The organism is Nesterenkonia maliinae, assembly GCF_051262655.1.
GTDB lineage: Bacteria > Actinomycetota > Actinomycetes > Actinomycetales > Micrococcaceae > Nesterenkonia.
Map to the genome: position 1 here is coordinate 220,940 of NZ_JBIMEY010000001.1, position 18,568 is coordinate 239,507.

At 68.5% G+C, this 18,568-nt stretch carries 18 protein-coding genes; 14 read left to right on the forward strand and 4 right to left on the reverse strand.

The window, feature by feature from the left end; genetic code table 11:
• Positions 1 to 62 precede the first annotated feature (62 nt).
• Complete coding sequence (locus ACHAA4_RS00995; RefSeq protein ID WP_435772340.1) at positions 63 to 1,349, forward strand: glycosyltransferase; 1,287 nt, start codon at positions 63 to 65, stop codon at positions 1,347 to 1,349.
• Positions 1,350 to 1,377: 28 nt separating this feature from the next.
• On the opposite strand, the gene ACHAA4_RS01000 is transcribed toward ACHAA4_RS00995, so the two are convergent.
• The gene (locus ACHAA4_RS01000) at positions 1,378 to 2,415 is read right to left on the reverse strand and encodes an acyl-CoA thioesterase (protein WP_435772341.1); all 1,038 of its coding nucleotides are present in this window, start codon (positions 2,413 to 2,415) and stop codon (positions 1,378 to 1,380) included.
• A gap of 106 nt (positions 2,416 to 2,521) precedes the next feature.
• Positions 2,522 to 3,037, reverse strand: coding sequence for a gluconokinase (locus ACHAA4_RS01005; protein WP_435772342.1), 516 nt, complete (start codon positions 3,035 to 3,037; stop codon positions 2,522 to 2,524).
• A gap of 187 nt (positions 3,038 to 3,224) precedes the next feature.
• Between ACHAA4_RS01005 and ACHAA4_RS01010 the strand changes: the two genes are divergently transcribed.
• Positions 3,225 to 3,923 (forward strand): FadR/GntR family transcriptional regulator, encoded by a 699-nt coding sequence (locus ACHAA4_RS01010; RefSeq protein ID WP_435772343.1) that lies wholly within the window; start codon positions 3,225 to 3,227, stop codon positions 3,921 to 3,923.
• Positions 3,924 to 3,928: 5 nt separating this feature from the next.
• A complete protein-coding gene (locus ACHAA4_RS01015) occupies positions 3,929 to 4,651 on the forward strand; it encodes a DUF8185 domain-containing protein (protein ID WP_435772344.1) in 723 nt (240 codons plus the stop codon).
• A gap of 82 nt (positions 4,652 to 4,733) precedes the next feature.
• Here the strand turns inward: ACHAA4_RS01015 and ACHAA4_RS01020 are convergent, their stop codons facing one another.
• On the reverse strand, positions 4,734 to 5,177 hold the full coding sequence (locus ACHAA4_RS01020) for a globin (protein ID WP_435772962.1): 444 nt from the start codon (positions 5,175 to 5,177) through the stop codon (positions 4,734 to 4,736).
• Between the two features lie 369 nt (positions 5,178 to 5,546).
• Here ACHAA4_RS01020 and ACHAA4_RS01025 point away from each other — a divergent pair, with 369 nt between their 5' ends.
• The 9 genes from ACHAA4_RS01025 to ACHAA4_RS01065 all read left to right on the forward strand — a co-directional run bounded on the left by ACHAA4_RS01025 (position 5,547) and on the right by ACHAA4_RS01065 (position 14,599).
• Positions 5,547 to 6,020, forward strand: a complete 474-nt coding sequence (locus ACHAA4_RS01025; RefSeq protein WP_435772963.1) for a ribose-5-phosphate isomerase — start codon at positions 5,547 to 5,549, stop codon at positions 6,018 to 6,020.
• A 3-nt stretch (positions 6,021 to 6,023) separates the two neighbouring features.
• The gene (locus ACHAA4_RS01030) at positions 6,024 to 6,953 is read left to right on the forward strand and encodes an Fpg/Nei family DNA glycosylase (RefSeq protein WP_435772345.1); all 930 of its coding nucleotides are present in this window, start codon (positions 6,024 to 6,026) and stop codon (positions 6,951 to 6,953) included.
• Between the two features lie 74 nt (positions 6,954 to 7,027).
• A complete protein-coding gene (gene thrS, locus ACHAA4_RS01035; protein WP_435772346.1) occupies positions 7,028 to 9,094 on the forward strand; it encodes a threonine--tRNA ligase in 2,067 nt (688 codons plus the stop codon).
• Positions 9,095 to 9,100: 6 nt separating this feature from the next.
• On the forward strand, positions 9,101 to 9,643 hold the full coding sequence (locus tag ACHAA4_RS01040; RefSeq protein ID WP_435772347.1) for an HIT family protein: 543 nt from the start codon (positions 9,101 to 9,103) through the stop codon (positions 9,641 to 9,643).
• Positions 9,644 to 10,255, forward strand: coding sequence for a phosphatidylinositol phosphate synthase (gene pgsA / locus ACHAA4_RS01045; protein ID WP_435772348.1), 612 nt, complete (start codon positions 9,644 to 9,646; stop codon positions 10,253 to 10,255).
• A 60-nt stretch (positions 10,256 to 10,315) separates the two neighbouring features.
• A complete protein-coding gene (locus ACHAA4_RS01050) occupies positions 10,316 to 11,110 on the forward strand; it encodes a DUF429 domain-containing protein (RefSeq protein WP_435772349.1) in 795 nt (264 codons plus the stop codon).
• 209 nt (positions 11,111 to 11,319) lie between these two features.
• A complete protein-coding gene (locus ACHAA4_RS01055) occupies positions 11,320 to 12,708 on the forward strand; it encodes a GntP family permease (RefSeq protein ID WP_435772350.1) in 1,389 nt (462 codons plus the stop codon).
• Positions 12,709 to 12,721: 13 nt separating this feature from the next.
• Positions 12,722 to 13,516, forward strand: a complete 795-nt coding sequence (locus ACHAA4_RS01060) for an SDR family NAD(P)-dependent oxidoreductase (protein ID WP_435772351.1) — start codon at positions 12,722 to 12,724, stop codon at positions 13,514 to 13,516.
• Positions 13,517 to 13,519: 3 nt separating this feature from the next.
• A complete protein-coding gene (locus ACHAA4_RS01065) occupies positions 13,520 to 14,599 on the forward strand; it encodes a zinc-binding dehydrogenase (RefSeq protein ID WP_435772352.1) in 1,080 nt (359 codons plus the stop codon).
• A gap of 110 nt (positions 14,600 to 14,709) precedes the next feature.
• On the opposite strand, the gene ACHAA4_RS01070 is transcribed toward ACHAA4_RS01065, so the two are convergent.
• Positions 14,710 to 16,911, reverse strand: coding sequence for a M3 family metallopeptidase (locus ACHAA4_RS01070; RefSeq protein ID WP_435772353.1), 2,202 nt, complete (start codon positions 16,909 to 16,911; stop codon positions 14,710 to 14,712).
• A 103-nt stretch (positions 16,912 to 17,014) separates the two neighbouring features.
• Between ACHAA4_RS01070 and ACHAA4_RS01075 the strand changes: the two genes are divergently transcribed.
• Together ACHAA4_RS01075 and ruvC are read left to right on the forward strand one after the other, a co-directional pair.
• Positions 17,015 to 17,773: a YebC/PmpR family DNA-binding transcriptional regulator gene (locus ACHAA4_RS01075; protein WP_435772354.1), complete on the forward strand. Its 759-nt coding sequence runs from the start codon at positions 17,015 to 17,017 to the stop codon at positions 17,771 to 17,773.
• 10 nt (positions 17,774 to 17,783) lie between these two features.
• A complete protein-coding gene (gene ruvC / locus ACHAA4_RS01080; RefSeq protein ID WP_435772964.1) occupies positions 17,784 to 18,539 on the forward strand; it encodes a crossover junction endodeoxyribonuclease RuvC in 756 nt (251 codons plus the stop codon).
• Positions 18,540 to 18,568: the final 29 nt, after the last annotated feature.

Genomic DNA, 18,568 nt, shown 5'->3' on the forward strand with positions numbered 1-18,568 from the left:
GGAACGAACCAGCCCCACCCCTCAGCCGCGTCGCGATGCCGCGCGGCGTCATGGAGAGCCACATGTCCACCGACTGCGTCCCCGCGGGAGTCTGCGGCACCCCGCAGACCGAGGCGGACTCGGCGCGCGTGGTCATGGTCAGCCTGCACACCTCGCCGCTGGCCCAGGCCGGCAACCGAGACGCCGGGGGACTGAACGTCTACGTCAATGCGCTCAGCAGCGCGCTCGCCCAGGCCGGGCTGACCGTGGACATCGTCACCACCGACGTCGACGCCGAGACCCCGGCCCGCGCCGACGACGTCACGGTCCTCCAAGACGGTCGACGGATCCACACCCTCGCCGTGGGGAAGCCTGCACGGGCCAAGAAGGCGCTGCTGCCCGCCGAGGTCGACGCGCTGGCATCCCGGGCGCTGCGCAGCATCGAAGCCATCGACATCAGCCAGGTGACCACGGTTCACTCGCACTACTGGATCTCTGGGCTGGCCGGGATCCAGCTGGCCCAGGCGCTGTCCGCGCCGCTGGTGCACACGATGCATACGATCGCGGCGGTGAAGCAGGAGCTCGACCCGGCCACACCGGAGAACCCAGAGCGCAGCACCGCCGAGGCCATGATCGCGCGCACCGCCGATCTGGTGACCGCCAACACCGAGCACGAGATCGCCGATCTCAAGCGACTCTTCGGCCTCGACGATGCGTCCATCGCGCTGGTCCGGCCCGGGGTCGACCTGGAGGTCTTCCATCCACCCGTCGGGCCGGACCCACGCTCCGGTCCGCTCGAGGCGCGTCCGCTGCGACTGGCCTTCGCCGGCCGGCTCCAGCTGCACAAGGGCCCGCAGGTCGCGGTCGAAGCCCTCGGTGAGCTGCGCAGGATGATGCCGCAGGTGCCGGTGCAGCTGGTGGTCGCCGGCAGCCAGAGCGGCGACGACGTGCTGGATCTCAACGCCCTGGCCGAACAGGCGGGGGTCGCGGACGCGGTGCAGGCGCTGCCTCCGCTGCCACATGGCGAGCTCGCCGAGCTCTTCCGCAGCAGCGATGCGGTGCTGGTGCCCTCGTTCAGCGAATCCTTCGGGCTGGTCGCCCTGGAGGCGCTGGCCTGCGGGACCCCGGTGATCGCCCACGACGTCGGCGGCCTCTCGTCCCTGATCACCCACCGGCGCAGCGGCCGGCTGATCCCGAGCCTGGACCCTGCCCTGTGGGCCGAGCAGCTGCGCTGGCTGGTGCTGCACCGCCGCGCCTGGAGCCGCTACAGCACGACGGCGGCGACGCTCGCCCGTTCCTATTCCTGGGACGCGACAGCGGCCGCGACCCTGCAGGCCTACCGCAGCGTGAGCTTGATCGGCAGCCGCTGAGCCCCCTGGAAGGGTGCGTCCGGCCGACTCAGGTCTCGAGGTAGCGCGAGGTCCAGGTCTGGGAGTACTTCTTGTTGATCGTCCGAGTGGCCCGGGAGCTGTGCACGAGGGTCTGCTGCATCTTCTCGGAGAGCTTCGGGCGCAGACCCTCGGGTGGTCGCACCATGCCCTCCTGGGCCACCGAGGCGACGAGGGCACCGTTGCGGCTGTAGATCGAGCCCTGCGCGAGGCCTCGGGCGTTCTGCGCGCTCGGGCTCTGCTGGACGTAGAGCAGCCATTCGTCGGCGCGGGCGTCCCGGTGCCACCACATGGCGTGATCCAGCGAGGCGACCTTCATCTCAGGCTTGGCCCAGTACAGCCCGTGCCGGCGCAGCACCGGTTCCAGCAACGTGTAGTCGGAGGCGTAGAGGATCGCCGCGCGGTGGATGTTCGCGTCATCGGGCAGCGCGGCCTTGGTCTTGAGCCACACGGCGCTGGTCGCATGCGCGTCCTGATCGGCCTCGAGGTAGATCGGGCGGTCCACGTGACGGATGTCGAAGGGACGCCCGTGAGCCCACTCATGCACGATCGGATGCTTCACATGTCCCACCAGCTCCTGAGGCGGTGCCAGATCCTCCGGATCCGGGACCCCTTCAGGCATCCGACGCTGATGTGCCACCCCGGGGGAGGGGCGCTGGAACGAGGCGATCATGGAGAGGATCGGCGTCCCGTCCTGGTAGGCCTGGCTGCGCCGCGCCGAGAAGGAGCCGCCGTCACGCAGCCGCTCCACCGAGACCTGGATCGGCTTGTTCGCGTCACCGGGGCGCAGGAAGTAGCCGTGCACGGAGTGGATCAGCCGGTCAGGCTCCACGGTGGCCATCGCCGCGGTGGCGGCCTGGGCCAGCACCTGCCCGCCGAAGACCCGCCAGTAGGCCTGCTTGAACACCGGCCCGAGGAAGTGATCCTCACCGCCGCGTCCTGCCGCGGCTTCGGCGCCACTGGGGTCCAGATGCTTCAGCTGCAGCATGTCCACGAGCTGCTGCACCGACTCTGCGGCGGCGGGCACCTCATAACGGCGATCAGGCATGCGACGTCCTTTCGGGCGTGGACAGGGTCAGGTGCCTCCACTCTAACGGCCCCTCAGCCCCAGAGCGGGGGAGCCGGATCAGATCAGCATGCCGCGCGCCCGCTCCTCAGGCAGGATCCGGCTCATCAGCGCTTGCGGGAGCGGAGGTGGTGGTGCGCAGCCAGGCGCGCGCCGAATCCAGGAGGTCCTCGATCGTGCTGTCATTGGCGAGCACCACTCCGTCCTCGTCCGGGTCGAGTGCTTCCAGCGTGTTCAGCTGGGACTCCAGCAGCGAGGGGGGCATGAAGTGCCCGCTGCGATGTGCCAGTCGGGTGTTCAGCCGCGGAATCTCCACATCGACATGGAGGAACACCACCCGTCCGGCGGCGGTGCGCAGGACGTCGCGGTAGCTGCGGCGCAGCGCGGAACAGGTGATCACGCTGCCGGTCTCGGCCTGGGAGGACATCCAGTCGCGCAGGGCGTCGAGCCACGGCCAGCGATCCTCGTCGGTGAGCGGTGTCTGGGACGCCATCTTCGCGATGTTCTCGGGCGGGTGGAACTCGTCCGCTTCGGCCATCGGCAGATTCAGCTCGGCAGCCAGAGCCGCGGCCAGGGTGGACTTCCCGGAGCCCGAGACCCCCATCACCACGAGGTGACAAGGGAGAGCGTGATCCTTCGGGCTAGGCTGAGGTGGAGGATTCGTCATCGAATTCTTTCGAGCTGGGGGACAATTCCGGCGTCCCCTGTGACGGGGACCACGTCCCAGCTAAGATAGCACCTTTCAGACAGAAAGGTGTGATGTTTATGTCCGTGTGGATCAAGGAGGCTCTGTGGCGAACTCTTCCGTAGCCCGCGTGGGCCGGGACACGATCTCGGAGACCCTCGGGCGAGAGATCGTGGACGGGGCGCATCGAGCTGGAGCTGTGCTGACCTTGGAGTCGCTGCAGCAGCGCTTCGGCGTCTCACGCACGGTGGCCCGCGACAGTGTGAAGGTGCTGGAGTCCCACGGCCTGCTCTACTCGAAGCGACGCATCGGGCTGGTGGTGACCGCCGCCGAGCACTGGGACGTGATGTCTCCGTCGGTGATCGGCTGGCGGCTTGCTTCGGCGGACGCCCGCGGAGCCTTCATCGAGCTGACCCAGCTGCGCATCGCGGTGGAGACCGAGGCCGCGGCTCTGGCCGCAGCCCGACGCACCGAGGTCCAGGCCCACCAGATGCTGGATCTGGCCGCCACCATGCGCCGACTCGGCGAGTCCGAGCAGCTCAGCGAGTTCATCGAGGCAGACATCGTCTTCCACCGGCTGATGCTCGAGGCTGGAGGAAACTCGATGTTCGCGGCCCTGGCCGACGTCGTCGCCGAGGTCCTCACCGGACGGACCAAGCACGGGCTGATGCCGACCCGACCGATGCCAGAGGCCCTGGACGCCCACGACGGCGTCGCCAGGGCGATCGCGGACAAGGACCCGCGCGAAGCCCGGCGCTACATGGAGATCCTGGTCGATGAGGTGCGCTCTGCTCTGGAAGAATGAGCCGCATGACTGACTCGCTGCGATTCGCTGAAGCCGTCTCGCTCCAGGACCTCTCCACCTACATCAAACGAGCTCGCCGCATCCAGGAGCAGGGCATCCGGCTGCAGGCCGTGGGTCAGGTGCTCGCCGCCTGGGTGCCGGTGATGACCCCGGGATCGCTGCTGAGCCAGCTGCCGGCGGTGCTTGGCCTGCGCACCGTCGCCCTCGCCGAGGAGTCTCGGGCAGATGTCACCACCGAGCTGAGTTCGATCAGCGAGCGGATCGCCCGGATGAACCCGGCCGAGACCGAGCTCTCGCTGCCACCGAGCCGACTCAGCGTGCCCTGGGCCGCGGTGACACCACCGCGCTCGGGCTGGGAGCCGCTGGGAAGCGTCTCCGATGACCACCTGCGCGCCCAGGCCGCCTCAGGCATCGCCCAGATCACCGAAGCCGTGCCCACGACGGCGGGCGCCGCCGTCGTCGAACAGGTCAGGGAACAGGTCTGGGGCCGTGACCTGGAGGCGGCGAGTGCCGACCCGGTGGAGGGTGCAGACGCCGACGGCGCACAGCCGTTGCGCGATGCCGCCATCCCGGCGGGCGCGGCCTTCGGGGCCCACGCGCTGAACTTCCTCGCCGCCGAAGGTGCCGGGGGCACCACCGCTGTACACCGGCGGGGTCGCTGGGTCCGGCTCAGCTCTCAGGGCGGCTACATCCTGTGTCGCAGTACCCGGGAGCCCGCGAGCCTCTGAGGAACGGGGCTGTGGTGGACCGAGGCAGTGGTGAACCAAGACTCTGGTAGACCGAGGCTGCGGTGAACCGGGCCGATGAGGCTCAGCTGTTGACCATCGAGTGCGCTGCGCGCTCCAGGTAGTCCCACAGGATCTGTTCGTGCAAGGGGGAGAGCTCGGCGGCGTCGACGCCGGCGCGCATGAAGCTCAGCCATTTGTCGCGGGCCTCGGCGTCCACCGTGAAGGGCATGTGCCGCATCCGCAGCCGGGGGTGTCCGCGCTGCTCCTGGTAGGTGCGCGGGCCGCCCCAATACTGCTCCAGGAACGTGAGCAGACGCTCCTTCGCCGGTTCCAGATCCGACTCGGGGTACATCGCTCGGAAGTCCTCATCCTCGGAGACGTGGCTGTAGAAGACCTCGACGATGGTCTCGAAGGTCTTGCGTCCACCCACTGCGTCGTAGAAGCTCTGCTGCTCGGCGCCTGACTGTTCGGCGCCTGACTGTCCGGGGCCCGGCTGTCCGGCCGTTGGCTGCGCGGGATGCGGCAGCGCAGGGCTGAGCGGCACCGCGTCTGCCGGGCTGGGCCCGTCACCGGCGGGCTGTGTCGGCTGGTCCGCAGCAGGGCGGCCGGGCAGGCCCGAGACCTGGGACGGCGGCCGACCCACGGGACGCACGGTGGCGATCGGCGCCCCCAGGCGGTTCGAGAACTTCGGGAGCTCGCGGGCGGGCTGGGACTCTTCGTCAGACATGTTCCTCCTCTTGCGCGGTGCAGGGTGCAACGATACTCGCTCAGGCCCTGTTCCCGTCGGCGGCCGGGATCGCGCTGATGCTGGCCCGCGCCACGTAGGATTGACCCGGCCCCCGGGCCGCCAGCGTCCTCGCCCCGAAAGGTCTGAGAAGAGATCATGGTAGACAGCATGGAAGTCCACATCGCCACCGATCACGCCGGGATGGAGCTCTCCGCCCACCTGGTGGATCACCTGCGCGGCCTCGGCCACACCCTCGTCGACCACGGGCCCCAGGAGTATGACGCGCTGGACGACTATCCGGCCTTCTGCATCCGCGCCGCCGAGGCCGTGGTCGCCGCCCGCGGCGCCGGGAAGAACGCGCTCGGGATCGTGCTGGGTGGATCCGGCAACGGCGAGCAGATCGCCGCGAACAAGGTCGCCGGCGTCCGTGCCGCACTGGCCTGGAACCATGACACCGCGGTCCTTGCCCGGGAGCACAACGACGCCAACGTCGTCGCGCTCGGCGGTCGCCAGCACAGCCTCGAGGATGCCACCACGATCGTGGAGGCCTTCCTGGGTGCTGATTTCAGCGGGGACGAGCGCCACGCGCGCCGGATCGGGAAGATCTCCCACTATGAGCTCACCGGCGAGATCCTCGACTGATCCATGCCTGAAGGCCACACCCTCCACCGGCTCGCCGCGCAGATCAACACGGTCTTTGCCGGTCACCTCTGGCGGGTCAGCTCCCCGCAGGGACGGTTCAGCGCCGGCGCGGAACGGTTGGACGGGCAGGTGCCGCAGCACGCCGAAGCCTGGGGCAAGCACCTGTTCGTGCACCTGGGGCCCGCGGTCTGGCAGGTCCACCTGGGGCTCTACGGCGCGTTCAGCTTCCGCGGCGACGCGGACTTCGCCGCCGAGGCCACCATCGGCGCGCCTCGCGCCGCCGCAGTGACCTTCGAGCCGGCCTACGACGACGGCGGCTGGCTGATCCCCGAACCGCCCAAGGGGGCGGTTCGCGCCCGGGTCAGCGGACGGCATGGCTGGGCGGATCTCCGCGGTCCCACCACCTGCGCGGTGCTGGATCTGGCGGAGTACCAGGCCGTCATCGGCCGGTTGGGGCCGGATCCGCTCCGCCAGGGACCCCCGGGTCAGGACATGCCGAGCCAGGAAACTCCGGCGGGGCTGCCGGGTCAGGGGCTTCGTGGCCGAACCGAGGCAGACCTGCGCGGCGCCTTCCTGCACAACCTCACCCGACGCCGGATCAGCATCGCCGCCGCCCTCATGGACCAGGCGGTCATCGCCGGGGTGGGCAACATCTACCGCGCCGAATCGCTCTTCCTCGAGCGTCTCGACCCGCACACCCCCAGCAACCAGGTGGCCCCGGAACGGGCCTCCGCGCTCTGGGACCGGCTCACCGAGCAGCTGCGCGACGGCGTCGCCGAGGGTCGGATCCGCACCGTGCGCACCCGCGGCTCGCGTCGGCACTGGGTCTATAAGCATCAGGGCACACCGTGCAAGCGGTGCGGAGCGGTCATCGAAGCGGCCGAGCTGGTGGGCCGGCGACTCTACTGGTGTCCCGGGTGCCAGCGCGACTGAGCCCGCACCAGTTCCGCCGGGGTTCCCGTAGAATCACCTGGGTCCGCAGAACATCCATGAGGAGTACATCCCAAGTGTCCGAAAACGCAGCATCGGAAGCCCCGTCCCCGGCCGCAGCGCCGGCTGAAGACATCAGCATCACCCGCGACGGCGAGACGGCGAGCATCGAGCGCGGCACCACCGGCACCACGCTCTTCGCCGCGGACAAGACCACCGTCGTCATGCGGGTCGACGGAGAGCTCTGGGACCTCTCCCGGGAGATTCCGGCCGGCGCCGTCGTCGAGGCTGTGGACATCTCCAGCCCGGACGGGCTCAACGTGCTGCGCCACTCCACCGCCCATGTCATGGCCCAGGCTGTCCAGCAGCTCTACCCCGAGGCCAAGCTCGGCATCGGCCCGTACATCACCGACGGGTTCTACTTCGACTTCGACGTTGCCGAGCCCTTCACGCCGGACGATCTGAAGAAGATCGAGAAGGCCATGCAGAAGCTGATCAACCAGACCCAGCAGTTCGAGCGCGAGGTGGTCAGCGAAGACCAGGCGAAGGCCGCGATGGCAGACGAGCCGTACAAGCTCGAGCTGCTCGGCGTCGCCAGCGATGCCACGAGCGGCGGCGCATCCGAGGCCGCCGAGGGTGCCAGCATCGAGGTCGGTGGTGGGGAGATCACGATCTACCACAACGTCGATCGCCACGGCGAGCGGATCTGGTCTGACCTCTGCCGCGGACCGCACCTGCCCAACACCAAGCTGATCGCCAACGCCTACGCCGTGATGCGCTCCGCCGCCGCCTATTGGCGCGGCAAGGAGTCCAACCCGCAGCTGCAGCGCCTCTACGGCACCGCCTGGCCGACCAAGGAGGACCTGAAGGCGTACAAGGAGCGGCTGGCCGAGGCCGAGCGCCGTGACCACCGCCGCCTGGGCTCGGAGCTGGACCTCTTCAGCTTCCCCGACGAGCTGGGCTCCGGCCTGCCGCTGTTCCACCCCAAGGGCGGCATCATCAAGCGCGAGATGGAGGACTACGTCCGGACCCGGCACATCGAGGCCGGATTTCAGTACGTGGGCACCCCGCACATCTCCAAGGACGGCCTGTTCCACACCTCGGGACACCTGCCCTATTACGCGGACACGATGTTCCCGCCGCTGCATGTGGACGAGGAGCGCGACGCCGAGGGCAACATCACCAAGCAGGGGCAGGACTACCGGCTCAAGGCGATGAACTGCCCGATGCACAACCTCATCTACCGCTCCCGCGGCCGGTCCTACCGCGACCTGCCGATGCGGCTCTTCGAGTTCGGCTCGGTCTACCGGTATGAGAAGTCGGGTGTGATCCACGGACTGACCCGCGTGCGCGGCTTCGCCCAGGACGACTCCCACTCCTACGTCACCAAGGAGCAGGCCCCCGACGAGGTCCGCCACCTGCTCAGCTTCGTGCTCTCGCTGCTGCGCGACTTCGGTCTGGACGACTTCTACCTGGAGCTCTCCACCCGGGACGAGGATTCCGAGAAGTTCATCGGCAGCGCCGAGCAGTGGGAAGAGGCCACCAAGGTGCTCGAGGACGTCGCCAGGGAGACCGGCCTGGAGCTGGTCGCCGATCCCGGCGGCGCGGCCTACTACGGCCCGAAGATCTCCGTGCAGGCCCGCGACGCCATCGGCCGGACCTGGCAGATGTCCACGGTGCAGTACGACTTCAACCAGCCCGAGCGCTTCGGGCTCGAGTACCAGGCCGCCGACGGCACTCGGCAGGAGCCGGTGATGATCCACGCCGCGAAGTTCGGGTCCATCGAACGCTTCCTCGGCGTGCTCACCGAGCACTACGCCGGAGCGTTCCCGGTCTGGCTCTCCCCGGTCCAGGTCCGCGCGATCCCCGTGGCGGAGCCGTTCAACGACTACCTCGCCGAGGTCGTGGCCAAGCTGCAGGCCGCCGGAGTCCGCGCCGAGCTCGAGGACAGTAGCGACCGCTTCCCGAAGAAGATCCGCACCGCCTCGAAGGACAAGATCCCGTTCGTGCTGATCGCCGGAGGCGACGACGTCGACGCCGGCGCGGTCTCCTTCCGGTTCCGTGACGGCAGCCAGGACAACCAGGTGCCGGTGGACGAGGCCGTGGCCCGGATCCTCGCGGCCATCGAATCCAAGGAAGGCTGAACCGGCGTGGGGTCCGGAGACGAGTTTGAACTGGCAGGCGTTCCCGACGCCTTCCAGCGCCTCTGGACCCCACACCGTGCCGCCTATCAGAAGCGCGGCCAGGACCAGGTCAGCGGGGCAGACGACTGCCCCTTCTGTCAGGGACCGCGGCGCAGCGACGAGGAGTCGCTGATCGTCCACCGGGGTGTCCGGTGCTTCGTGCTGCTGAACCTCTACCCGTACAACCCCGGTCACCTGATGGTCTGCCCCTACCGGCACGTCCCAGACCTCACCGATCTCGACGCCGAAGAGTCAGCGGAGTTCATCACCCTGACCCAGCAGTGCATGCGCGTGCTGCGCGCGACCGCGAACCCGGGAGGGTTCAACCTCGGGGTGAACCAGGGCAAGGTCGGGGGAGCCGGCATCGCCTCGCACCTGCACCAGCATGTGATCCCGCGCTGGAACGGTGACACCAACTTCATGCCGATCATCGCGCAGACGAAGAACCTCTCCCAGACGCTGGGGGAGACCCGCGCCCTGGTGGCCGAGGCCTGGGAGGCGAACCGCTAGATGCTCAACCGCTACGCGCGCGCCTTCTTCGGCGGACTGTTCACCCCGATCGCCAAGGCGCTGCTCGGGCTGGGCATGACCCCGAACATGGTGACCGTGATCGGGACCATCGGGGTGTGCCTCGGCGCCCTGGTGTTCTACCCCATGGGAGAGCTGTTCTGGGGCACACTGTTCATCACGGTCTTCGTCTTCTCCGATCTCGTCGACGGGCTGATGGCCCGGATCAGCGGGAAGACCTCAGTGCTGGGTGGCTTCCTGGACTCCTGCCTGGACCGGGTCCAGGACGGCGCGGTGTTCCTCGGTCTGCTGATCTGGTTCTTCACCGGCGGAGACCATGTCTGGCTGGGCATCGCCTCGGCGTTCTGTCTGCTGGCGGGAAACCTGGTCTCCTATGTGCGGGCCAAGGCCGAGGCGCTGGGTTACACCGCCGACGTCGGGATCGCCGAACGTTCCGAGCGGATGGTGCTGACCCTGGTGTTCACCGGCTTCACCGGACTCGGTCTGCACTCCTCGGTGCTGCTGGTGGTGCTGATCCTGCTCGGGATCGCGTCGGTGGTGACCATCGTCCAGCGCTTCCGCACCGTGATCGCCCAGACTGCCGCCGCCGACTGAGCTGAACTGGACTGGGCCCGGAGCCCTCGCCGATCGGCACGATTCGGTAGCGTCATGGTCATGAGCCGCGTCTCCACGAGCCCCGCCCCGATGAGCCCTGCCCCCATGCGTACCGCCGGAGTTGATCTCGCGGCCGAGAACAAGGGGACCGCCCTCGCAATCATCGAGTGGACTGAGCAACGGGCTCGACTGGAGCAGCTGACTCTCAATGTCGACGACGTCCAGATCACCGATGCCGCCGCCGCCGTGGCCAAGATCGGCATCGATTGCGCCTTCGGCTGGCCTGATGAGTTCGTGGCCTTCGTCGCGGATCACAGTGATCTTGCCCGGCCCCATGCACCGGACGGACGCATGGAGTGGCGCCGGACGCTCGCCTATCGCGAGACCGACAGGCGGGTGCGGGAGAAGATCGGACGATGGCCGCTGAGCGTCTCGACCGACCGGATCGGTCTCACAGCGATGCGCTGTGCGGGTCTCCTCGGGAGACTCACCGCCAGCGGACTTCTCGTCGACCGGTCGGGCCGCGACGGCGTCGTCGTGGAGGTGTACCCAGGTGCCACGCTGCGACTCTGGGAGTGGGAGGTTCGGGGATACCGCTCCGATCCCGAGGTGCGTCGCGCACTGGTCGAACAGATGAGTCATGAGGCGCCCTGGCTGGACCTCGGTGATCATGCGCAGCTGATGGTGGCGTCCACCGACGCCTTCGACGCCGTGGTGGCGGCCCTCGCCGCCCGGGTCGCCGCCGTGGGGCGATATGACCCGCCGGCTCCTGAGCACCAGGCCCGAGCCGAGCGGGAGGGCTGGATCGTGCTTCCCGACTGTCGGCTCGAAGACCTGCGTCCCGCCGCCGCATGAGGCGGCGGTCGACTGGGGCCCTCCCGAGCGACTGATCCTTGAGAAACCAAGGCACGCCGACAGGTACTACCTTTGCTTGCCAAAAGTACTACCTGTCTGCCACCATGTGACTGGCAACACATCCCAGCGGCTCTGTGCAGTCACGGCGAGACTCTGTCACCGACGCCAGCGGCCCGCACTCCCTCTCAGACTTTGCAACGGAGATACCCATGGAAGATTGGACTCAAACACTGGGCACAGGCCCCTTGTTGTCCATTGCGGTCGGCGCCATCGCGCTGATCCTGCTGCTCATCATTCGATTCAAGGTCCACGCGTTCATCACCCTGATCGTGGTCTCCACCCTCACCGCCGTCGTCGCCGGTGTTCCGCTCTCGGCGCTCTCGGAGACCTTGACGGACGGATTCGGAGCCACGCTCGCCAGTGTCGCCATCCTCGTCGCCCTGGGCGCGATGTTGGGGCGCCTGGTGGAGCACTCAGGGGGAGCCAAAGCCCTCGCTGAGGCGCTGATCTCCCGCTTCGGTGAGCGCCGCGCCCCGTTCGCTCTGGGTATCGCTTCGCTGATCCTCGGCTTCCCGATGTTCTTCGACGCGGGCCTGGTCATGATGCTGCCCATCGTCTTCGCCGTGGCACGCCGGGTCACCGGCAAGAGCGTCCTGCTGTTCGGGCTGCCCACAGCCGCCGCGTTCTCGGTCATGCACGTGTTCCTGCCGCCCCACCCGGGCCCTGTGGCAGCCTCGGAGCTCTATGAGGCCAACCTCGGCATCGTCCTGCTCGTCGGGCTCGTCATCGCGTACCCGCTCTGGTACTTCGCGGGCTACCTGTGGGGTCTGTTCGTCGGTCAGCGCCTGATGGTTCCGGTGCCCACGATCTTCGGTGAGATCGACGACGACCAGCCGACGAATCCGCCCCGCGTGCGGACGATCGTCTTCCTGCTGTTGCTGCCCATGACGCTCATCCTCTTCAACACCGGTCTCAACAGCCTGTCCTCGGTCGGGGTGTTCGACGGCGAAAGCACCTGGGTTCAGGCGCTGTCCTTCCTCGGCACCACCATGATGGCGCTGCTGATCACGGTCATCGTCGCGACCATCGTCCTTGGATACCGCCGTGGCGAGTCCGGGACCGCCTTGGAGAAGCTCCTGGACTCGGCTCTGGGCCCGGTCTGTTCGGTCATCCTCATCACCGGCGCCGGCGGAATGTTCGGCGGCGTCCTGCGCGCCTCCGGGATCGGCGACGCGCTGGCGGATTCGCTCAGCGATCTCGGACTCCCGGTCATCGCGGCTGCGTACCTCATCGCCGTGGCGATCCGCCTCGCGCAGGGTTCTGCGACCGTCGCTCTCGTCACGGCGGCAGGTCTGGCCGCCCCGGCGGTGCTGGCCGGAGACTTCAACTCGATCCAGGTCGCAGCCATCGTGCTGGCGACCGCCGCCGGCTCGGTGTTCGCCGGTCACGTCAACGATTCAGGCTTCTGGCTCGTCGGCCGACTCATGGGAATGGACGTGAAGCAGACCCTGAAGACCTGGACCGTCCAGCAGGCACTGCAGTCAGTGCTCGGCTTCATCCTCGTCGTGATCGTCTACCTGGCCGCCTCGCTGCTCTGAAAGGAACCGCACCGTGACTCACAGCAACTCAGAGAGCCGCACGCAGAATCTCTTCGACATCACGGGTCAGCATGCGCTCGTCACCGGCTCCTCGCGGGGACTCGGGCGGCAGCTGGCACTGTCGCTGGCTCTCGCTGGGGCGGAGGTCACCCTTCATGGGCGCGACGCCGCCGCACTGGAGGAAGCGCGGCAGGAGGTCGAGAACACCTCAGGTCGGGCAGCGCACAGCGTCAGCTTCGACGTGACCGACGCCGATCAGGTCCGCACAGAGTTGGAACGGCTGGTGGAGCAGCGCGGCACGCCGGACATCCTGGTCAACAATGCGGGCCTCCAGCGCCGAGCCTCCTTCCAGGACTTCGAGACCAAGGACTGGGACGACGTCGTCGCCTCGAACCTCAGCAGCGTCTTCTACGTCTCCCGTGCACTCGTTCCCAGCATGATCCAGCGCGGCTCCGGCAAGATCATCAACATCGGGTCAGTGCAGTCGCTGCTGGCTCGCGAGACGATCGCGCCCTACTCCGCGACAAAGGGCGCTGTGGCTCAGCTCTCGAAGGGAATGTCCGCGGACCTGGCGCGCCACGGGATCCAGGTGAACACCATCTCCCCGGGGTATTTCGCCACCGATATGAATCGGGCCCTGGTGGCCGACGAGGAGTTCAGCGGTTGGGTGTGCAAACGCACACCCGCAGGACGCTGGGGCTCGCTCGATGAGCTCTCCGGCGCCCTGCTCTTCTTCAGCTCCTCGGCCTCCAGCTTCGTCTCCGGACAGAACTTGTTCGTCGACGGCGGCATGACGTCGGTGGTGTGACCCATGGATACCCTCAACAGCTCCGCCGCGATCTCGTCGGAGACCAATCACGCGCTGGTGATCTACGGCGCACAGGACTGCCGCTGGGAACTCGTTCCCATGCCCGTGCCGGAACAGCATCAGGTGCTGCTGCGTGTGGGCTACGTCGGGATCTGCGGCTCAGACCTGCACTACTACCGGGATGGGGCGAACGGCGACTTCCAGGTTCGGGAACCTCTGGTCCCGGGTCATGAGATGTCAGGCACGCTGGTCCACGACCCCGCGGCTGAGCTGCCCGAAGGGACGCCGGTGACCGTGCATCCAGCACGGTGGGGCACTCCACAGCCGGGTCTGGAAGAGTCCCCGAATCTGTGGCCCGGCGGCTCCTATCTCGGCAGCGCCTCGACCTGGCCGCATACTCAGGGCGCGCTGGCAGAGTTCATCGTCGTCGACCGCACCATGGTGCGGGTTCTCCCCGCACAGCTTCCGCTCCGGCGCGCGGTCCTCGCCGAACCCCTGGCCGTGGCACTTCACGCCCTCGAACAGGCGCGCTCGGTGGGTGCTCATCTGGAGTCCGCCAGGGTTCTCGTCTCGGGGGTGGGTCCCATCGGCCTGCTGACCGTGGCCGCGCTGAAGTCTGCCGGCGCAGCTCACATCACCGCGGCAGACGTGGTGCCCCAAGCACTGGAGCGTGCGCAGCGCCAGGGCGCCACCGACTGCCTCGACGTTTCCACCCACAGACTCCCTGAGGGCGGCTACGACCTGGTCTTTGAGTGTTCGGGGGTCGATGTCGCGATCGCTGCCTCGACGTCGGGGGCTCTGCGGTCTGGGGGCATCCACGTCCAGGTGGGAATGGTCTCGCCGACGTCGCGGCCGATCAGTCTCTCGCGCGTCATCTCCGGGGAGATACGGATCGTCGGAGCATTCCGCTTCGTCGACGAGATCGATGCGGCGATCACGCTCCTCGCCTCGACCTCCGAGATCGAGGACGTGATCACCCACGAGCTCGACCCTGACGATCCGGCCACACTGTTCGCCATCGCGGAGGATCCCAGCCAGTCAGGCAAGGTCGTCGTCGGACTGACTCGTTCGATCCAACACTGACGGCTGCCCCGACGAGGGCAGGACGACGCCATGGCAGGCGTCGCGCTGATCGGAGTGCCGGCGGCGGCGGGCGAACGTGGTTTCCCGTCCGTGTCGCCCCGCCGGCCCGCTCAGAGTCCCAGCTGGCGCAGCAGGGCTCTCATCTCAGGGTCCCGGCCGAAGCTGATCCGGTAGGACTCCAGCGGATCCCGGGTGTTCCCTCGGGCCAGCAGTTCGCGGCGCACGTGGGTCCCGGCCGCAGCCAGCACCTCGTCGCTCGGTCTCGCACCGTCGGGCCCACCGGAACCGTCCTGCTGACTCAGCTGTTCGCGGTACCACTGGGAGGCGTCGGCGGCGAGCACCTGGGCCCACAGGTAGGAGTAGTACCCGGCGGCGTAGCCGGAACCGGCGAAGATGTGCTTGAAGAATCCGGTTCCATACCGCGGCGGCACCAAGGGGTGATCCAGGCCCCAGGCGATGAGGGCCGCCTCGGAGAAGCCCTCGGGGTCCTTCGCGGCAGCTTCGGCCTCCTCCACCGAGAGCGTGTGCCAGGCGAGGTCCAGGACGACGGCGGCCACATGTTCGAACGTGCTCAGCCCCTTGCCCCAGAGGTCTTCCTCGGCGGGCTGCTGCCCGGCATCGGCGAGGCCCCCACTGAACAGCTCCTGGAAGATCTCGTTGACCTGAGACGGGAACTCGACATTGTCCCGCGGAACCGCTGTGCCGGAGAGCTCCTCGAACTCGGCCTCGGCGAGGAGACCATGGAGAGCGTGGCCGAACTCGTGGAAGAGCGTGCGCATCGCCGAGGGGGTCAGCGCTGCTTCTTCCCCGGGCGCGGGGGCGGTGATGTTCAAGGCGTTGATCACCACCGGTGAGGATCCGGTCAGGGTGGAGGCCACTGAGAAGGAGTTCATCCAGGCCCCGCCGGACTTGCTCGGTCGGGCGTAGAGGTCCAGGAGGAACAGTCCGATGCCCGCTTGAGGGCGCTGCTCGGCGGAGCGCTCGAAGACCTCGAAGCTGCGTGCCCCGGGGGCGAAGCTGGGAAGGTCATGACGTTCGACCACGGTGATCCCGTAGAGCCGGGATGCTGCGTCGAAGACCTGGCGCAGCGCCTCCTCCACGGGCACGTCCTCAGCCGAGCTCGCCGCTGCGGGCTGCGCGGGGTTGGTCGATGAGTCCGAGGACCGCTGCCTCGTCACGGCGGCGAAGCCGAAGCTGATGTCCCAGGGCTGAAGCTCCGCGGTGCTGTCTGCTCGATCATCCTCAGACCGGTCGGCCTCGTGCGCCCCCGCGTCAAGCACCCCTGCCTCGTGCAGGCTCTGGATCTCGGTGTCGAGTCGTACCCGCGCCCCGTCGGCGATGGTCCGCAGCATCGCGTCGATGCTGGCGCGATCCTGAGCGGTGCGCGAGGGCAGGACGCTGTCCAGGTGGTGCTCGAAGCCCAGCATCCGCGCACGCCGGGCGCGCAGCACGGCGATCTGCGCCCCGATCTGATTCGTGGTCCGGCCCTGCGCGTCGGTCAGGGTGCCCCGAGCGATGGAGGCCTGGTGCAGCCGGCGGCGGGCTGAGCGTCTGGTCATCTTCTCCAACGGGCCCTGCTGCACGGGCAGGTTCAGCGGCAGCAGCGCTCCGCGGCTGTGTCCCGCCTCCCGGGCCGCGGCCTCCGCGGCGGCCAGCTCCTGGTCACCAAGTCCTTCCAGCTCCGAGAGGTCGGCGAAGTAGGCGGCGTGGGCGGCAGCCTCGTGCCGCTGGAGCTGCTCATAGGCCGTCTCGACGGCGGTGAGCTCGAGATTGATCGCGCGCAGCTGCTCCTGGGTGGCCTCGTCGAGTCCGGCCCCGGCGCCCCGGGCCTCGTCCAGCGTCTTCTCCAGCATCCGCCGCTGCTCCGGGGTGGCGCTGGTCTGACCCTCCGTCAGCGCGGACTTCAGGGCGGAGAGCCGGCGGAAGAGGCCTGGATGCAGCGTGAGCCAGTCCCGGTGCCCGGCGAGCTGCTGGGCCAGCTTCTGCTGGACCTGCTGCCGCTCCGGCGTCGCGTGGACCGAGAACATGCAGGAGAAGGCCCGCTCCACCCGGGAGAGCAGCCGGTGGGAGAGTCCCAGCGGGTGCAGCACGCTGGCGACCGACGCGGGGGAGTCGTCCCGGGCGATGGCCTCCACGGCGGTGCGCTGGGCGGCCATGCCGGCCTCGAGGGCGGGCAGCCAGTGCTCGTCGCGGATCAGGGAGAGGTCGGTCAGGCGATAGTCCAAGGTGCCGTCTGCGAGCAGCGGGTTCTGGGTGGGCGGCTTGCTCGTCGTCGTGCCGGTCGTGACTTCCGGGCGCTCGGTGTGCTCCATGAGACTCAACGTCCTCTCCGATAGGCTGGTCGCAAGACTATGTGACGGTTGCTTCAGGCAACTGTTGATTGTGATCATTCGGACGTCATTCACGAGGAGAACCATGGCCGGCCATTCCAAATGGGCCAACACCAAGCACCGCAAGGCTGCCGTCGATGCCAAGCGCGCCAAGCTCAACGGGCGCTACATCAAACAGATCGAGGTGGCGGCGCGCAACGGCGGCCCCGACCTCGCCGGCAACCCCGGGCTTGAGCTCGCCGTCTCCAAGGCGAAGAAGAACTCCGTGCCCAACGACAACATCGACCGGGCGATCAAACGCGGCGCCGGTCTTTCCGGGGACAGCGTGGAGTATGAGGAGATCACCTACGAGGTGCGCGGCCCGCAGGGCTCGGCGCTGCTCGTGGAGTGCCTCACCGACAACCGCAACCGGGCGGCCTCGGAGGTGCGCATCGCGGTGACCCGTTCCGGCGGAACCGTCGCGGACCCCGGCTCAGTGGCCTATATGTTCCAGCGCAAGGCCGTGGTCCAGCTGCCCAAGGCCGAGCTCAGCGAGGACGACGTGCTGGCCGCCGTGCTGGAGGCGGGCGTCGAGGATCTGATCGAACACGACACCAGCTTCGAGATCCGGGCCGAGCCGCAGGACATGCACGCGGTGCTCAAGGGACTCGAGGAAGCCGGCATGGCCTGGGACAGCGACGAGGTCGAGTTCGTCTCCGACGTCACAGTGGACCTCGACGTGGACGCGGCCAAGAAGTTCTTCAAGCTCCACGACGCCCTGGAGGACCTCGACGACGTGCAGAACGTGCACACCAACGCCGACCTCAGCGCTGAGACGCTGGCCGCGCTCGAGGCCGAGGACTGAGGCAGGCGTGATGACCCCGGCCGGAGTCGTCTCGGGCACGGCCGGGACCTCGCGGACCGCGCAGCGGATCCTCGGGGTGGACCCCGGGCTGACCCGCTGCGGGTTCGCCGTGGTGGAGATGAACCTGAACCGCACGGGGGAGTCCCTGCACGTGGAGGTCACCGGCACCAAGGCGGCACAGGACCTCGCCGAGCGGATCCTGGCCATCCAGCGTGCCGCAGAGGCGCTGCTGGACCGCTTCGCCCCCGACGTGCTCGCCATCGAGCGGGTCTTCGCGCAGAACAACGCGCCCACGGTGGTGGCCACCGCCCAGGCGTCCGGGGTGATCATCGCGGCGGCCGCCGCCCGCGGAATCCCGGTGGCCTGGCACACCCCCTCGGAGGTCAAGGCCGCCGTGACCGACGACGGCAACGCGGATAAGCAGGCAGTGGCCCGGATAGTGCAGCGGATCCTGAAGCTCCCCGGGCTTCCTACCCCGGTGGACGCCACCGACGCCTACGCGGTGGCCATCTGCCACGGCTGGCGCTCCGGGATCGGCGCCCGATTCAACATGTCGGGCTCCACGCAGACTCACCAGGGCGCCACCACCGCACTGCAGCGTGCGCAGCAGGCGGCCGGCTCGACGCCGCGAGGCCGCGCACAGTCCACCAGCGCAAAGGCCACCAGCGTGAAGGGTGCCGACGCGACGGGCAGCGGGGCCGCGTCCGGCGCAACGCTGACTCCCGCCCAGCGCGCCTGGATGGAAGCCGCGAAGCGAGCGCGCTAGAGTGTTCGAATACATGTTCTAATGGCGCC

What these genes read in the sequence shown, in the direction of transcription:
- ACHAA4_RS00995 (WP_435772340.1), top strand. Translation starts at nt 63, where the DNA reads ATGTCCACCGACTGCGTCCCCGCGGGAGTCTGCGGCACCCCGCAGACC.
- ACHAA4_RS01000 (WP_435772341.1), bottom strand. Translation starts at nt 2,415, where the DNA reads ATGCCTGATCGCCGTTATGAGGTGCCCGCCGCCGCAGAGTCGGTGCAG.
- ACHAA4_RS01005 (WP_435772342.1), bottom strand. Translation starts at nt 3,037, where the DNA reads ATGGGGGTCTCGGGCTCCGGGAAGTCCACCCTGGCCGCGGCTCTGGCT.
- ACHAA4_RS01015 (WP_435772344.1), top strand. Translation starts at nt 3,929, where the DNA reads ATGACTGACTCGCTGCGATTCGCTGAAGCCGTCTCGCTCCAGGACCTC.
- ACHAA4_RS01025 (WP_435772963.1), top strand. Translation starts at nt 5,547, where the DNA reads ATGGAAGTCCACATCGCCACCGATCACGCCGGGATGGAGCTCTCCGCC.
- ACHAA4_RS01030 (WP_435772345.1), top strand. Translation starts at nt 6,024, where the DNA reads ATGCCTGAAGGCCACACCCTCCACCGGCTCGCCGCGCAGATCAACACG.
- pgsA (WP_435772348.1), top strand. Translation starts at nt 9,644, where the DNA reads ATGCTCAACCGCTACGCGCGCGCCTTCTTCGGCGGACTGTTCACCCCG.
- ACHAA4_RS01050 (WP_435772349.1), top strand. Translation starts at nt 10,316, where the DNA reads ATGAGCCGCGTCTCCACGAGCCCCGCCCCGATGAGCCCTGCCCCCATG.
- ACHAA4_RS01055 (WP_435772350.1), top strand. Translation starts at nt 11,320, where the DNA reads ATGGAAGATTGGACTCAAACACTGGGCACAGGCCCCTTGTTGTCCATT.
- ACHAA4_RS01065 (WP_435772352.1), top strand. Translation starts at nt 13,520, where the DNA reads ATGGATACCCTCAACAGCTCCGCCGCGATCTCGTCGGAGACCAATCAC.
- ACHAA4_RS01070 (WP_435772353.1), bottom strand. Translation starts at nt 16,911, where the DNA reads ATGGAGCACACCGAGCGCCCGGAAGTCACGACCGGCACGACGACGAGC.
- ACHAA4_RS01075 (WP_435772354.1), top strand. Translation starts at nt 17,015, where the DNA reads ATGGCCGGCCATTCCAAATGGGCCAACACCAAGCACCGCAAGGCTGCC.
- ruvC (WP_435772964.1), top strand. Translation starts at nt 17,784, where the DNA reads ATGACCCCGGCCGGAGTCGTCTCGGGCACGGCCGGGACCTCGCGGACC.